The organism is Streptomyces sp. NPDC002446 (assembly GCF_053595675.1).
Window position 1 is genome coordinate 1 of record NZ_JBSFYC010000124.1, and the last position, 14,493, is coordinate 14,493.

The 14,493-nt window shown below is 72.1% G+C and carries 15 protein-coding genes; 11 read left to right on the forward strand and 4 right to left on the reverse strand.

Annotated elements, in window-relative coordinates; translation table 11 throughout:
• Positions 1-401: 401 nt before the first annotated feature.
• A complete protein-coding gene (locus tag ACWD6P_RS35815; protein ID WP_451448401.1) occupies positions 402-1,208 on the reverse strand; it encodes a tyrosine-protein phosphatase in 807 nt (268 codons plus the stop codon).
• Positions 1,209-1,460: 252 nt separating this feature from the next.
• Between ACWD6P_RS35815 and ACWD6P_RS35820 the strand changes: the two genes are divergently transcribed.
• Complete coding sequence (locus tag ACWD6P_RS35820; RefSeq protein WP_451448402.1) at positions 1,461-2,267, forward strand: SGNH/GDSL hydrolase family protein; 807 nt, start codon at positions 1,461-1,463, stop codon at positions 2,265-2,267.
• Between the two features lie 69 nt (positions 2,268-2,336).
• Here ACWD6P_RS35820 and ACWD6P_RS35825 read toward each other — a convergent pair whose 3' ends face one another.
• Positions 2,337-2,801, reverse strand: coding sequence for an ATP-binding protein (locus tag ACWD6P_RS35825; RefSeq protein WP_451448403.1), 465 nt, complete (start codon positions 2,799-2,801; stop codon positions 2,337-2,339).
• Between the two features lie 137 nt (positions 2,802-2,938).
• On the opposite strand from ACWD6P_RS35825, the gene ACWD6P_RS35830 reads away from it, so the two are divergent.
• From ACWD6P_RS35830 to ACWD6P_RS35840, 3 genes are read left to right on the forward strand one after another with little or no spacing between them, the layout of a single operon-like run.
• Entirely contained in the window at positions 2,939-3,805 is an 867-nt protein-coding gene (locus tag ACWD6P_RS35830; RefSeq protein ID WP_451448404.1) for a helix-turn-helix domain-containing protein, read from the forward strand.
• A 7-nt stretch (positions 3,806-3,812) separates the two neighbouring features.
• A complete protein-coding gene (locus tag ACWD6P_RS35835; RefSeq protein WP_381400313.1) occupies positions 3,813-4,091 on the forward strand; it encodes a DUF397 domain-containing protein in 279 nt (92 codons plus the stop codon).
• A complete protein-coding gene (locus ACWD6P_RS35840) occupies positions 4,088-4,993 on the forward strand; it encodes an SAM-dependent methyltransferase (protein ID WP_451448405.1) in 906 nt (301 codons plus the stop codon). Before ACWD6P_RS35835 ends, ACWD6P_RS35840 begins: the two co-directional genes overlap by 4 nt.
• On the opposite strand, the gene ACWD6P_RS35845 is transcribed toward ACWD6P_RS35840, so the two are convergent.
• Entirely contained in the window at positions 4,966-5,994 is a 1,029-nt protein-coding gene (locus tag ACWD6P_RS35845; protein WP_451448406.1) for a carbohydrate kinase family protein, read from the reverse strand. The two genes, ACWD6P_RS35840 and ACWD6P_RS35845, sit on opposite strands and share 28 nt — an antisense overlap.
• 187 nt (positions 5,995-6,181) lie before the next feature.
• On the opposite strand from ACWD6P_RS35845, the gene ACWD6P_RS35850 reads away from it, so the two are divergent.
• The 7 genes from ACWD6P_RS35850 to ACWD6P_RS35880 all read left to right on the forward strand — a co-directional run bounded on the left by ACWD6P_RS35850 (position 6,182) and on the right by ACWD6P_RS35880 (position 12,775).
• Positions 6,182-7,036 carry a GNAT family N-acetyltransferase gene (locus ACWD6P_RS35850; protein WP_451448407.1) on the forward strand — a complete coding sequence of 285 codons (855 nt, stop codon included), beginning with the start codon at positions 6,182-6,184 and terminating at the stop codon, positions 7,034-7,036.
• Between the two features lie 276 nt (positions 7,037-7,312).
• Positions 7,313-8,527 carry an MBL fold metallo-hydrolase gene (locus ACWD6P_RS35855; protein ID WP_451448408.1) on the forward strand — a complete coding sequence of 405 codons (1,215 nt, stop codon included), beginning with the start codon at positions 7,313-7,315 and terminating at the stop codon, positions 8,525-8,527.
• A gap of 186 nt (positions 8,528-8,713) precedes the next feature.
• Positions 8,714-10,741 carry a sensor histidine kinase gene (locus ACWD6P_RS35860; protein WP_451448414.1) on the forward strand — a complete coding sequence of 676 codons (2,028 nt, stop codon included), beginning with the start codon at positions 8,714-8,716 and terminating at the stop codon, positions 10,739-10,741.
• On the forward strand, positions 10,731-11,186 hold the full coding sequence (locus ACWD6P_RS35865; protein WP_451448409.1) for a roadblock/LC7 domain-containing protein: 456 nt from the start codon (positions 10,731-10,733) through the stop codon (positions 11,184-11,186). The genes ACWD6P_RS35860 and ACWD6P_RS35865 overlap by 11 nt, the downstream gene beginning before the upstream one ends.
• Entirely contained in the window at positions 11,183-11,578 is a 396-nt protein-coding gene (locus ACWD6P_RS35870; protein WP_451448410.1) for a DUF742 domain-containing protein, read from the forward strand. The genes ACWD6P_RS35865 and ACWD6P_RS35870 overlap by 4 nt, the downstream gene beginning before the upstream one ends.
• Complete coding sequence (locus ACWD6P_RS35875) at positions 11,556-12,173, forward strand: GTP-binding protein (protein ID WP_451448411.1); 618 nt, start codon at positions 11,556-11,558, stop codon at positions 12,171-12,173. Before ACWD6P_RS35870 ends, ACWD6P_RS35875 begins: the two co-directional genes overlap by 23 nt.
• Positions 12,170-12,775 (forward strand): GAF domain-containing protein, encoded by a 606-nt coding sequence (locus ACWD6P_RS35880; protein WP_451448412.1) that lies wholly within the window; start codon positions 12,170-12,172, stop codon positions 12,773-12,775. Before ACWD6P_RS35875 ends, ACWD6P_RS35880 begins: the two co-directional genes overlap by 4 nt.
• A gap of 87 nt (positions 12,776-12,862) precedes the next feature.
• Here the strand turns inward: ACWD6P_RS35880 and ACWD6P_RS35885 are convergent, their stop codons facing one another.
• The gene (locus tag ACWD6P_RS35885; protein ID WP_451448413.1) at positions 12,863-14,185 is read right to left on the reverse strand and encodes an acyl-CoA dehydrogenase family protein; all 1,323 of its coding nucleotides are present in this window, start codon (positions 14,183-14,185) and stop codon (positions 12,863-12,865) included.
• Positions 14,186-14,493 lie beyond the last annotated feature (308 nt).

The window sequence follows — 14,493 nt, forward strand, 5'->3', positions numbered from 1 at the left end:
GTGTCCGGACTGCTTCGCTTTACGTCCGGACACCCTGCCCCTCCGGCCCGCCCCCTCCCGTGGGTGGGTGGGAAGGGGGCCGGTGGGGGCGCGCCCTGCCCTTCATCTGCCGCAACGGTGATCGGCCACGACGGCGAGGGTCCGGCAGCATCCACGACGACCGAAAGTTCTTCCCCACCCACCCACGGGAGGGGGCGGACCGTAGGACGGAGTCTGGAGGGCCGCACCCGCAGCCGAACAGCCCCGCGCAGCGGCACCAGCCCGCCGCAGGCGCAACGGCGGGAAACCCGAAAACGTGGGCCGCGGCAAAGCGCAGCGGAGGGGCCGCAGGCGCAACGGCGAGAAACAACCACGGCGGGACAGCCAAAAACGTGGGAAGCCAAGCCAAGCGCAGAGGAAGGTCAGGCCTCCAGCAACTGCCCCCGCAGTCGCTCCCGCGTGTCGGGGGCCAGCTTCAGGCCGTCGGTGAGGTAGGCCTCCGTGGAGCCCCAGGTCTGCTCGATCGCGTCGTAGGCGGCCGTGAGGTAGTCGGCGTGCGCCCCGAACAGCGGCGAGAGCAGTTCCATGACCTCCGGCGACATCCCCACCGCGGAGTCGTCGGAGCGGCGGATCTTGTAGCGGCGGTGCGGGTCGTTGGACTTGAGGTAGTCCTCCTCGATGGCGTCCCGCTCCACGCCGACCGCCAGCAGGGTCACCGCGACGGACAGGCCGGCGCGGTCCTTGCCGGCCGCGCAGTGCATCAGCGCCGGAACGCTGTCCTCGGCGAGCGCGTGCAGCACCCGGCTGTGGTCCTCCGTGCGGGTGGTGATGATCTCGCGGTAGGTCGCCGTCATACGGGCCGCGGCCTTGCCGTCACCGAGCACGGTGCGCAGCTGCGCCAGCTCGCCGTCGCGCACCATCGTCCAGAACTCCGCGCCGTCGGCCGGGTCGGTGAGCGGGATGTTCACATTGCGCACACCGGGCAGCGCCACATCAGGGCCCTCCAGCTTGATGTCCGCGGCATTGCGGAAGTCGAAGATGGTGTGCAGCCCGAGACCGGCCAGAAATGCCGCATCGCCCTCGGTCGCATGGGCGAGATGTCCGCTGCGGAACAGCCGGCCCTCGCGTACCCGACGCCCGTCCACGGTCGGCAGTCCGCCCACATCGCGGAAGTTGCGTACCTCCGCGAGCTCGGGCTGGGCCTGGGGGACCTGCGGCGTCTGCGTCACGGGCACTCCTTGGTGTCGGCCGCCGACGCTGCTCGTCGACGACGCGGGCACATCCGACGATACGACACTGATGCAATAGGCAATCAAGCCGCAATGGCGGCGTGATGGAGCGTAATGAAGCGCTCGGGAAGCAGTGTGTGATCGATCATTATTCCGACTTGAGAAGAATTTGACCTGGTGGCATTAATCACCCCCCGTCAACCCCTGGTTACGGTGGCGTAGGTCACTTCTCAAGGTGAAGTATGTCCTGACGTGGCAGACGATTCGAAGAACATCAGCAGCGGCGCCGGGAGCCTTGGCGCCATCGGGTCGTACGCAGCCGTCGGGGACAGCTTCACAGAGGGGGTCGGGGATCCCGGCCCTGACGGGGTGTACATCGGTTGGGCGGACCGGCTCGCGGTCCTGCTCTCGGACCAGCAGGCGGAGGGCGACTTCCGCTATGCGAACCTCGCCGTCAGGGGACGGCTTCTGGACCAGATCGTCGAGGAACAGGTGCCCCGGGCGAAGGAGCTCGCCCCCGCCCTGGTGACGTTCTGTGCCGGTGGCAATGACATCCTGCGGCCGGGCTCGGACCCGGACGCGGTCGCCGAACGCTACGAGGCGGCGGTCGTCGATCTGCGGCGGACGGTCGGCACGGTCCTGCTCTGCACCGGCTTCGACACCCGGGGCGTGCCGGTGCTCAAGCACCTGCGCGGCAAGATCGCGACGTATACGGCGCATGTCCGGGCCATCGCGGACCGGCACGACTGCCCGGTCCTGGACCTGTGGTCGCTGAAGTCGGTGCAGGACCGGCGGGCCTGGAGCGAGGACCGGCTGCATCTGTCGGCCGACGGCCACACCCGGGTGGCGCTGCGCGCGGCCCAGGTGCTCGGTCTCGGGGTGCCGGCCGACCCGGACCAGCCGTGGCCCCCGGAGGCGGAGCGGTCGGCCGCCGAGGCGCGGCGGGACAACATCCACTGGGCGCGCGAGCACCTCGTGCCGTGGATCGGCCGCCGGCTGCGCGGCGAGTCCTCCGGCGACCATGTCGAGCCCAAGCGGCCGGACCTGCTTCCGCTGTAGTGCTGCCACGGCCCGACGGCGGGCCCATGGCATGACTGAGGCCCCGTTCCGCCGGTGCGGAGCGGGGCCTCAGTGTGCCGCGGTGCCGGTGTACGGAAGGTCCGCCCAGACGACCCGGCCCGCACCGCCGTCGGTGGGCCGTGATCCCCAGCCGTCGGAGAGCGCCCCGACGAGGAACAGCCCCCGTCCGCACTCCTTGTCCACGCTGCCGGGCTGGACGTGCGGTGCCGAAAGCCCCGGCCCGCCCTGGTCCGTGATCTCTATGCGTATGTGCGCCCCGACGAGGGCCAGCTCGCAGCCGATCTTCTCGCTGTCGGTGTGCCGTACCGCGTTGGTGAACAGCTCGGAGACCACCAACTCCACGTCGTCGCGGACTTGTTGATCCGCGCCCCACTCGCACAGCAGCGCACTGACGCGTCTGCGCGCCTCGGGAACGGACGTGCGTCGCGCCGGCAAGTGGAACGCGTCCTGCGGGTACTGGGCGACGAAGCCGCCACAGCGCCCTAACGAGGGAGCGTTGTTGGAGGAAGCCACGCCGTAACTATGTGCGATGTTGGTCACCGATGGCAAGGATCACTCTGTAATTTGCAGAATCGTAAGTGCAGTCTGTTCGTTAATGATGACGGCATGACACACTGCTGATCACTGAGATCAGTTGGAGGGGATCGGACGTGGCGGACCCACGGTCGGCAGGTGCGCCCACCGTCCTGCGGGTGGTGCTCGGCAAGCGACTGCAGGACCTGCGCGAAAAGGCGGGGCTCTCCTTCGAGCAGGCCGCCGCGGCCCTCGACGTGACCCACGCCACGATACGGCGCATGGAGAAGGCCGAGGTCGGCCTCAAACTCCCCTATGTCGAGAAGCTGCTGGCGACCTACGGCGTCAGCGACGAGAACGAGGTCGAGGGCTTCCTCTCACTGGCCCGCGAGGCCAACAAGCCCGGCTGGTGGCACCGCTTCCGCGATGTGCTGCCCGAGTGGTTCAGCGCGTTCGTCAGCCTGGAGGGCGAGGCCAACCTCATCCGCGCCTACCAACCGCACTACGTCCCCGGGCTGCTGCAGACCGAGGACTACGCCACCGCCGTCCTGCGCGCCGGTATGCCGCACGCCTCCACGGCCGACATCGACCGCATCGTCGCGCTGCGCATGGAGCGGCAGGCCCTGCTGACCCGCGAGAACGCGCCCATGCTGTGGGTGGTCATGGACGAGACCGTCCTGCGCCGGCCGATCGGCGGGCCCAAGGTGATGCGCGACCAGATCACCCGGCTCATGGAGGCCACCGCACTGCCGAACGTCCGGCTGCAGCTCATGCCCTTCGCCGCGGGCCCGCACCCCGCCATGTACGGGCCCTTCCACATCTTCCGCTTCCCGATCCCGGAACTCCCGGACATCGCATACGCGGAAAGCCTCGTCGGAGCCGTGTACTTCGACCAGCGCAACGACGTCTCGCAGTTCCTGGAGGCCCTGGACCGGATGTGCGCGCAGGCCGCGCCGGCACACACCACCGAGGCCATTCTGGGTGGCTTTCGCAAGGAGATCTGAACCCCCCATGGATCGCATACGCATCTACAACGGCATGCCCGCCAAAGAGCTGGGCACAGAGGGCTGGCACAAACCGTGGAGCGGCGGTAACGGCGGCGAGTGCGTCGAGGCGATGCGGCTGGGGGACGGCCGGATCGCCCTGCGCCAGTCGACCGACCCGGACGGCCCGGCGCTCATCTACACCCACCGCGAAATGGTGAGTTTCATCGAGGGCGCGAAGGCCGGCCACGCCGACTTCCTGCTCTCCGCCGCTCCGGGCCGGCGCACCGAACGGAGGACGGCGTGAACGAGCAGCACACCTCCCCGGCGGCACCCGACCCCGAGGTCCCGCAGCTCGGACCGTACGCCCCGGGGCCGGAGCACTCGGGCTTCTCGGCCGAGCAGATCGACACCAGCCGCCCGCACCCGGCGCGGATGTACGACTACTACCTCGGCGGCTGGGACAACTACGAGGTCGACCGGGTGGCCGCGGAGCGCGTCATCGAGGTCCACCCCCAGGTACGGCTCAGCGCCCGCGCCAACCGCGCGTTCCTGCGGCGGGCGGTGCGCGAACTGGTCGACGGCGGCATCCGCCAGATCATCGACATCGGCACCGGCATCCCCACCTCGCCCAACACCCATGAGGTGGCCCGCGAGACCGCACCCGACACCCGCGTCGTGTACGCCGACAACGACCCGATCGTCGCCACACACGCCGGGGCCCGGCTGACCAACACCGAGCACACCGGATTCGTCCTCGGCGACGTCCGCGACCCCAAGGCGATCCTGGACCACCCCACCGTCCGCGAACTGATCGACTTCGACCGGCCGGTGGCGCTGCTGCTGGTCGCCGTGCTGCACTTCGTCCGGGACGACGAGGACCCGGCCGGCCTCGTCGCCGCGCTCGCCGAGGCGCTCCCCGCGGGCAGCCATCTCGTCCTGTCGCACGCCACCGACGAGCCCTACGAGGCGTACGAGCAGGGCCGCACCGACGAGGTCGCGCGGGCCGGTGTGCAGGACGTCTACAAGAGCGCCACCGCCACCCTCAACCTCCGTTCGAAGGCCAGTATCGAGCGGCTCTTCGGGCCGTTCGCGCTGCTGGCGCCGGGCGTCGTACGGGTGCCGCTGTGGCGACCGGACGGCGAGGTGCCCGGCGCCGAGGAGCTCAACAACACCATTTTCTACGGTGCCGTGGGCCGCAAGGGCTGAACCCCGGGCGGCTCCGGAAGCCCGGGTGCCTCCACCGGGGGTGCGCTGACCGTGACCGGGGACGCGGCCGCCGCGGTGTCCGTGAGGACGCCGCGGAGGTCGTCCGGCCCGACGAGGGCGGTGTGCGTGCCCGGCGCGGTGCAGGCGTACGCTCCCGCGACGGCGCCCAGCCGCGCGCAGTCCTCCAGCGGCCGGCCCGCCAGCCTGCCGTAGAGGAAACCGCAGGTGAAGGCGTCGCCGGCGCCGTTGCTGTCCACGACGGGGCCGGGTGGGACCACGGCCGGCACATGCCGTGGGGTGCGGTCGTCGGGGGTGAGGAGGTACGCGCCGCCCGCGCCGGCCGTCGCGATCACCGCCTCGGCGCGCCCCTGACGGAGGATGTCCCGCATGACGGACCCGATCCGCTCGCCCGCCCCGGCGGTGCTGAGGAACACCAGGTCCGAGCGGAGGGCGAACTCCCGGTGATGGCCCGTCAGGCCGTCCCAGTCGTGCAGGTCGGTGGAGACGGGGACGCCGAGGGCCTCGATGTCGTCGTAGAGGAAGCGCGCGAAGTGCGTGATCGACACATGGACGTGCCGGGTCCGGCGCAGCGCGGGGAGGTAGTGCTCGGGCGGCATCCGCAGATCGTCCGGGTCGCGGGCGTCGTAGAAGGACATCCGGTGGCCGTCGGGGGCGACGAGATTGACCGCACGCCGGGTGCCGTGCGGGGAGATCAGCGGGCGGAAGTCGACGCCGGTGCCGGCCAGCCGCTCGCGGACCAGACTGCCGGGGGGATCGTCGCCGATGAAGTCCAGGAGTCCGGTGGCCAGCCCGAGCGCCGCGCACCCCAGCGCGACGCCGGTGCCGGTGTGGCCCGCCCATTCACGGATGGGCGGCACCGCATGGGAATCGGCGAGCGGCACGGGCAGCGCGCCGACCGGCACGACGGTGTCCACGCCCGACCCGCCGAAGACCAGTACGTCGTATGCGTCATACGGCTCAGATACCTGCTGGAAAGTCACAAGCGTCCTTGAAGTCTCTTGCTGGTGGGGCGAACCCCTTGCTGGTGAGACCGTTCGCGATCCGGTTGCGTCCGCTGCCGGGAGTCTAGACGCAGGCTCGCCGCAAATCGGGATGTCGGGGACTGGGGTGGCTCGCCCGGGGCGAAATCCGGCTGCGCCCTCCCGCCGGCCCGCGGGAGGGTGAGGCATGACATGGACGATGACGAGGGATCTGGACGCGTTCGAGGCCGCCGCGGGGGAGTTCCTGCGCCGCCGGCCGGCCGAGCACACCGTGTTGCTGTCGGTGGCCTCCGCCCTGCGGGAGCTCGGCACGGACGCGTACGGGGATGACGCGCCGTCGTTCGGATGGTGGCGGCCGGGCGGGGGGAGCGCGGCCCCGGGCGCGGTCGGCGCCGCGTTCGTCCGGACGCCGCCGCGGCCGGTGCTGCTCTCGCCGATGCCGGACGGCGCCGCGGCCGACCTGGCGGTCGCGCTGGCACCCGACCCGGGCCTGCCGGGGGTGAACGGCGGCCGGGCCGCGGCCGAGGCGTTCGCGGCGGCCTGGCAGGGGCGGCACGGCGGCACGGTGCGCACCGGCAAACGCCACCGCCTCCACCGGCTCGGCGAGCTGACGCCGCCGTCGCCCGCGCCGCCCGGTGCGGCCCGCTGGGCCACGGCCGCCGACCGGGAGCTGCTGCTCGCCTGGTCTGCCGCCTTCGCCGTCGAGACCGGCGGCACGCCGCCCCGCGCCCGCGCGGTCGACGACCGGATCGCCGGCGGCCGCTGCATGCTGTGGGAGGCCGACGGGCGGGCCGTCGCCATGGCCGGCGTCACCCGCACGCTCTTCGGCATGGCCCGGATCGCCCCCGTCTACACCCCGCCCGAGCTGCGCGGACGCGGCTTCGCCGGGGCCGCGACCGCCGCGGTCTCGGCCGCCACGAGGGATGCCGGCGCCCGCGAACTGCTGCTCTTCACGGACCTCGCCAACCCCACCAGCAACGCCCTGTACCGGCGGCTCGGCTACCGCCCCGTAGCGGATCACCTCGTACTGGAGTTCGGCTAGGGCCTGTCCGAGCCGTGGCGCCCACCGGCCCGCCGGTGCCCCTCACCCGGCCGACGTCACCTGCTCACCTGGAATGTCACGGCCGGTCGCGCGGTTCTCGTCTGCGGGTGATGGTGTTGAGTCCGGGTGCCGCGGTGCGGAACGTCCGGAGCCCGCCCCCGTGCGGGCCGCGCGCCGGGTGGGTCACGCGCCCGGGACGCCGCGGGGCGCGGTGTACCGGAACCCACCGCTCGCGCGGCCCGTTCACTTCGCGAATGCCCCGACCCTGGAGGTGCCGTGACCGGTTCCCGACCCCGCCGTACTCGCCTTGCCGCGCTGCGCCCCGCGAGCTTCGGCGCCGAGCCCACGGGGGAGCGGCTGGCCAGGATGCGCAGATCGCCGCAGTTCGTGGACGGACAGTTCCGCAATCCGGTGCAGACCAGGCAGCTCCTCCACGGCTCCGCGCTCCCGATGGCGCGTACCCAGCTCAGCCGCGAGGGGCGGCTGCGCCGGGCCCCGGTCGGCCGGATCCCGGTGCACCGCCCGACCGCCGAGGACTGGGGCCGGCCGCCCGCCTCCGGGCTGCGGCTCACCTGGATGGGGCATTCGAGCGTGCTGGCCGAGATAGACGGGCAGCGGGTGCTCTTCGACCCGGTCTGGGGCGAGCGCTGCTCGCCGTTCACCTGGGCCGGCCCCAAGCGGATGCACCCGGTGCCCGTCGAGCTCGACGCGCTCGACCCGGTCGACGCCGTGGTGATCTCGCACGACCACTACGACCATCTCGACATGCCGACGATCCAGGGGCTGATCCGCACCGGCGCGGCCTTCGTCGTTCCGCTCGGGATCGGCGCCGACCTGGAATTCTGGGGCGTGCCCGCGGAGCGGATCACCGAGCTCGACTGGCACGAGGCCACCCGGGTCGGCGGGCTCACCCTCACCGCCACCCCCGCCCAGCACTTCTGCGGCCGCGGCCTGCGCGGCCCGCAGCACACCCTGTGGGCCTCCTGGGTGGTCGCCGGTCCCGAGCACCGCATCTTCCACAGCGGCGACACGGGCTACTTCCCCGGATTCACGGAGATCGGCGCGGCGCACGGTCCGTTCGACGCGACGATGATGCAGATCGGTGCGTACAGCGACTTCTGGCCGGACATCCACATGACTCCGGAGGAGGGGCTGCGGGCGCACGCCGACCTGTCCGGCGGGGGCAGCCCGCAAGGGGTGTTGCTGCCCATCCACTGGGGCACGTTCAACCTCGCGCCCCATCCATGGTCCGAACCCGTGGAGCGTACCGTCGCGGCGGCGCGCCGGACCGGCGCGAAGGTGGCCGCGCCGCCGCCGGGCAGGCCGTTCGAGCCCGCCGACGAGCCGGTCGTGGAGCCCTGGTGGCGGGCCGTGGCCGTGCCGCCGGTGCAGGGCTGGCCGAGCTGGCCCCCGGCGCGCGTCGTGCCGGCGAGCGCCGTCCGCGAGCCGTCCGAAGAGGCATCCGCGGAGGCTTCAACACCCTCTCTTTGAACGGGAGTTCGGATCTCTTCGCACTCATATGCGTACGACGCCCACTCAGGGAGGTGGCGCGGGGTAGCGAAACCCCGAAGTAGGTCCGAACCCCACCCCCGCAACAACTAGCGTGCGTGCTCCGCGAACTGCCGACGGCCGATCCGGAGGGCGCACATGCCTACCGCATTCCCCCAGGGGACCCCGATGTCCCAGGAGGCTCCGAGGTCCCTGGAGACCCAGGGTTCCCCGGGGGCCGCCCCCGTACCCGCCTCCGCCAGGCGGCGGGAGCGCGAGGGCGGTCGGCACGGCCGGGCCTCCTTCCCCGAGTCGGCCGCCGACTCGGCGATACGGTCCCGGCTGGTCCGGCTCACCGCCGTGCCCTGCCTGCTCACCGCCGTGGTCTGCACCGCGGTCGCCGCCTTCGTCGTCCAGGCCGGCGGTGCCCGGGTCACCGGCCGTGAATGGGTGGTGCTGTCCGGCGGCCTCGCCGTGATCTGCGTCATCGTGCTGACCGCGAGCGCGGCCGCCAACTCCGAGGCCCGCGCCACGGTCACCCGCTACGCCCGGCTGCGCCAGGTCTGCGCCCGCAGCCAGTCCGACCTGTACGACCTGCTGGACCGGGTACGCCAGGGGGAGTGGCTCCAGCGCCGCGACCCCGAACCGGGCCTGGCACCCACCGGCGACACCCTCGACCTGCTCGCCCATGAAGTGTCCGCCGCGGGCCGGGCCGCCGAGTCCGCCGTCATCGACGCCGTCGCCATCGCCCGCAGCAACGCCAGCGGCAGCGAGCAGAAGGTCGAGGTCTTCGTGAACCTCGCCCGCCGGCTGCAGTCCCTGGTGCACCGCGAGATCGAGCTGCTGGACGAGCTGGAGAACCAGGTCGAGGACCCGGATCTGCTCAAGGGCCTGTTCCACGTCGACCACCTGGCGACCCGCATCCGCCGGCACGCCGAGAACCTCGCCGTCCTCGGCGGCGCCATCTCGCGCCGCCAGTGGAGCCGCCCGGTCTCCATGACCGAGGTGCTGCGCTCCTCGATCGCGGAGGTGGAGCAGTACCCGAGGATCAAGCTGGTGCCGCCGATCGAGGGCACCCTGCGCGGGCACGCCGTCGCCGACGTCATCCACTTGCTCGCCGAACTCGTCGAGAACGCCACGATCTACTCCGCCCCGCAGACCCCCGTCCTGCTGCGCGCCCAGCTCGTCACCGCCGGCCTCGCGGTCGAGGTCGAGGACCGCGGACTGGGGATGTCGGCGGACGAGCAGTCGCGGATGAACGCGCTGCTTGCCGACCCCGACCACATCGATGTCGCCGAGCTGTTGAGCGACGGCCGGATCGGACTCTTCGTGGTCTCCTCGCTCGCCCGCCGGCACGGCATCGTCGTCCGGCTGCAGAGCAACATCTACGGCGGGGTGCAGGCCGTGCTGATCGTGCCGCAGGGACTGCTCGGCGCGGACCCGGCCGACGAGGAGACGGGCGGCGCGGGCGCACCGCGCACCGGGTCCCCGGACACCGATCCGGCGCGCGAGCACGGGGCGTACGACAGCGGCTACGACCCCGACGACACCGGATACGGCCGCCCTGACCCCCACGACCGTGACGGCAACGGCCCCCGGACCGCGGCGATCCCCGCGCCCGCCGCCGCCCCCGACGACGTGCTCGGCACCCCGCAGCACGGCTACGACGACCGTACGGCCCCGGACCGGCACCCCGTCGGCGCCCAGGCCCTCGCCGACACCGATCCCGACACCGGCGCGTCCCGCCGTCGCCTGGTGCACGCCTCGGGCGACCACACCCCCGAAGCCACCGTGCCCGACGCGCCCGCCCCCGACAGGCACCGCCCCGAAGCCGCCAACGGCGCCCCCGCCGATCCCGGACCGGTCGTGCTGCCGCCCGCGCCGCCCGCCGCCGTGGACGACGGTGCCCGCCCCCGGCTGCCGCGGCGGCGCAAGCAGACGCACCTGGTCCCCGAGCTGCGCGGCGACCCGATCCTGCCGTCGACGGAGCGGCGTACCGGTCCCGAGCCCGAGCACGACCCCGGCCTGATGGCCGCCTTCCGGCGCGGCTTCAGCCTCGCCGACGACAGCTACGCCGGCCCCGTCGGCGACGACGGCAGCACCCCGGCACCCGGCGGCGCCACCAGCGGCCCGGCCGGCGATGACCCGCTCTACAACCATGACCACGACGCCCCGATGGCCCGCCCCCGAGGAGACGACCGCAACCATGGTGAGTGATGTGCGTGCGCAGGCGCATTCGCAGCTGCAGAGCAGCCAGCACACCGATCTGTCCTGGCTGCTGACCGGGCTCGTACAGCGCGTCCCGCACGCCCGCAGCGCGCTCCTGCTGTCCTCGGACGGCCTGGTCAAGGCCGCCCATGGCTTCGACCCGGACAGCGCCGACCACATGGCGGCCCTGTCCTCCGGCCTCTACTCGCTCGCCCGCAGCGCCGGAGCTCGCTTCGGCGAGGGCGACGACGTCCTCCAGGTCGTCGTCGAGCTGGAGTCCACGTTCCTGTTCGTCTCCACCGCCGGTTCGGGCGCCTGCCTGGCGGTGCTCGCCGGGCGCGAGGCCGATGTGGCGGTGCTGGGCTACGAGATGTCGATGCTGGTCAAGAGCGTCCGGCCGTATCTGTCGACCCCCGCGCGCCATCAGGCGTCCGCGGGCGGTCGTCGACCATGACCGTGCGTCGCCGGCGGCGGGGCCAGGAACCGTGGTACGACGATGCGGCGGGCCGGCTGGTCCGCCCGTACACCATCAGCAACGGCCGGACCCGCCCGACGGCGCACTTCGACCTGCTGACCATGGTGATGGCCACCGGCCGGCGCCCCGTGGCCGACCAGGGCCCCGAACACGCCCAGGTGCTGGGACTGTGCGGCGGGCCGGTCTCGGTCGCCGAGATCGCCGCCCACATACGGCTGCCCGCTGTGGTCACCAAAGTGCTCCTCGCCGACCTCGTCGACTGCGGGGCGCTCACCGCGCGGGCCCCCGCGGCCGTTTCCGCAGGGCCCGCGTCCCGTACCGACCGAGCCCTGCTGGAGGCGGTGCTGAATGGACTTCGCAAACGACTGTGACCCCCCGCAGGGGGACTGCTCGCCCGATCTCTTCCCGACCGCACTCAAGATCCTGGTCGCGGGCGGCTTCGGGGTCGGCAAGACGACCTTCGTCGGAGCGGTGAGCGAGATCGAGCCGCTCAGTACGGAGGAGCTGCTCACCCAGATCAGCGTCGGCACCGACGATCTGGCGGGCGTCGAGGACAAGAACACCACCACCGTGGCCATGGACTTCGGCCGGATCACGCTCAGTCCCGAGCACATCCTCTACCTCTTCGGGACGCCGGGGCAGCAGCGCTTCTGGTTCATGTGGGACGAGTTGTCCAACGGCGTGCTGGGCGCGGTCATCCTCGCCGACACCCGGCGCCTGGACCAGTGCTTCGCCGCCGTCGACTTCTTCGAGCGGCGCGGCATCCAGTTCATCGTCGCCGTCAACGAGTTCGACGGCTCGTACCACTACGAGCCGGAAGAGGTCCGCAACGCCATAGACCTCGACCCGGACACCCCCGTCGTGCTCTGCGACGCCCGGCAGTGCAGCTCGGCCACCCACGTCCTGGTCTCGCTCGTCCAGCATCTGCTCACCCCCGCCCTCGCCGCGACTCCGGAGCTGCCATGAACCACCCCGCCTCCCGCGTCCCGTACGTCTCCTACGACCCGACGCGCCATCTGCTGCTCACCCCTCAGGACGACGAGGCGCCGGCGCGGGTGGCCCGGCTGCGTGCCCTGGGCATCGGGGACTCCCCGCTGCCCGCGTTCGACGACTTCGCGCGCAAGCTCGCCCGGACCACCCGGGCGCCGTACTCGATGGTCAACTTCATCGACGAGCACCGGCAGTACTTCGCCGGTCTCTACACGCCCGCCCAGGACCGGGCCGTCGAGCTGGGCCCGGCGCCCGCCAGCGCCCAGCCCGGCCGGGTGATGGACCGTGACCACGGCTACTGCCCGCATGTCATCGTCCGCCGCAAGGCGCTGGTGCTGGAGGACGTCTGCGACTATCCGCGGTTCGCCGGCAACCCCGTCGTGGACGAGATCGGCATCCGCTCCTATCTGGGCGCGCCGCTGATCGACCGTACCGGCATGGCGCTGGGCACCGTGTGCGTCGTGGACCTCGAACCGCGGCCCTGGGGGCGGGAGGGGCTGGAGACCATCAAGTCGATGGCGGCGGAACTCGTCGAGCAGATCCACCGTATGGAGCAGGAGCAGAGCGGCGGCCGCTGACCCGCTCAGGGGACCGGGAGCGGACGGCCCGGGGCCGCGGCGTCGGCGGTGAGCCGGTGGCCGCGGCCCCGGCCTGGGGGCGACCGGTCACCTCAGGCGGGCGAACCAGGAGCGCTGCCGGGACGATCCGGTGCGCTGGCCCGGCACCGTGGCCTGGGCCTCCTCGCCCGGGGCCGGGTGCGCGGCGGTGTCCGCGGGGTGCTCCTCCTCCGGCCACTCCGACGGCTCCAGTCGCAGCAGATCCGCCAGGCGGGCGGACCACTCGCCCTTGGCTCGGCCCAGGGCGAGTTCGCCCAGGCGCAGCAGCTGGACGTCGGAGGTGCCGGCCGGCGCGAAGATGTGGTGGGCGTCGCGCAGAAAGCGCTCGACGGGCCGGTCGGTGAACAGCCCGCACGCGGCGTGGATGTCCATCGCGTCGCGCGCCGACTCCAGCGCCGACTCCACATTGACCAGCTTGGCGTTCATCAGCTCCGCGTCGCACGGCAGGCCCTGGTCCAGCAGGTGCACCGCGTGGTACGCGGACAGCCGGGCCAGCAGCAGCCGCGACTGGATCCGTCCGAGCTTGAGCTTGATGTTGCCCAGGTCGGCCAGCGGTTTGCCGTAGCGCTGCCGCTCCGCGCAGAACATCGTCGTCTCGTCCAGCACCGCCTGATGGATGCCCAGTGACACGGCGGTCAGGTTCGGCCGTCCGTACAGCACGCTGGAGGAGTAGGCGACGGACAGCCCGTCGCCCTCCCGGCCCAGCAGATTCGCCGCGGGCACCCGGCAGTTGTCGAAGACGAGCTCGCCGAAGCTGAAGCCGTGCAGGCCCATCGCGGGCCGCTGCGGCGCGACCCGGAAGCCGGGGGTGCCGGACTCGACGAGGAACGCCGACAGCCCTTTGGCGCCCTCGCCGGTGCGGACGACGACGCCGTGCAGATCGCCGACGTGGCTGTTGCCGACGTAGATCTTGCGGCCGTTGAGGACGTAGTCGTCGCCGTCCCGGACCGCGGTGCTCTCCATGCCCAGGACGTGGCCGCCGGACTGCGGTTCGGTGACGGCGATGGTGGGCAGGCAGTCGCCGGAGGCGATGGCCGGAAGCCAGGACTTCTTCTGCTCCTCGCTGCCGAAGTGGACGATCTTCGCGACGCCCAGCTGGGACGCCTGCACCATCGCGCCCATCGCTGCGCTGACCCGCGAGAGCTCCTCGATGATGATGGTCTTGGCGACATGCCCGGCGCCCATTCCGCCGTACGCGCGGTGTACGGTCGCGCCGATCCAGCCCTGACGGGCGATCAGGCGCGAAAGGTCATGGCAGACGGTACGGCTCGCCTCCATCTCCGCAATCCGGGGGCGGACCTCGCGCTCGGCGAAGTCCCGCACCCGCTGCCGGAGCGTTTCCTGTCGCTGGTCGGTGAAGTAGCGATGCAAGACGAGCCCTCCTCCGGATCTTCCCCGCGCTGGTCGCACCCCGCCTCGGGACGGCAACGGCGATGCCGTCTGCAGTGAACATTCCGGAACGTGATCTATCGCTTACCGCGTGCAATACCCGTTGGCATACCTACTGCGGCACGCGTAAAACATCAACTGGGTGCGTTTGGGTGCGGAGTTGAGGTGCGGGGCACGGGCGCACCACCCCCTGCGGAAGACGGCTGTGGCGCGGTTCCGGACCCAGCCCCCTGATCGCCGACCTGCCCGAGGTACGGGCGATATCCGCCGCCTCCAGCGCCGCACCGGAC

Excerpts from the sequence above, each read along its gene's own strand:
- ACWD6P_RS35850 (WP_451448407.1), top strand. The coding sequence starts at position 6,182 with ATGACATGGACGATGACGAGGGATCTGGACGCGTTCGAGGCCGCCGCG.
- ACWD6P_RS35875 (WP_451448411.1), top strand. The coding sequence starts at position 11,556 with ATGGACTTCGCAAACGACTGTGACCCCCCGCAGGGGGACTGCTCGCCC.
- ACWD6P_RS35835 (WP_381400313.1), top strand. The coding sequence starts at position 3,813 with ATGGATCGCATACGCATCTACAACGGCATGCCCGCCAAAGAGCTGGGC.
- ACWD6P_RS35880 (WP_451448412.1), top strand. The coding sequence starts at position 12,170 with ATGAACCACCCCGCCTCCCGCGTCCCGTACGTCTCCTACGACCCGACG.
- ACWD6P_RS35870 (WP_451448410.1), top strand. The coding sequence starts at position 11,183 with ATGACCGTGCGTCGCCGGCGGCGGGGCCAGGAACCGTGGTACGACGAT.
- ACWD6P_RS35860 (WP_451448414.1), top strand. The coding sequence starts at position 8,714 with ATGTCCCAGGAGGCTCCGAGGTCCCTGGAGACCCAGGGTTCCCCGGGG.
- ACWD6P_RS35865 (WP_451448409.1), top strand. The coding sequence starts at position 10,731 with ATGGTGAGTGATGTGCGTGCGCAGGCGCATTCGCAGCTGCAGAGCAGC.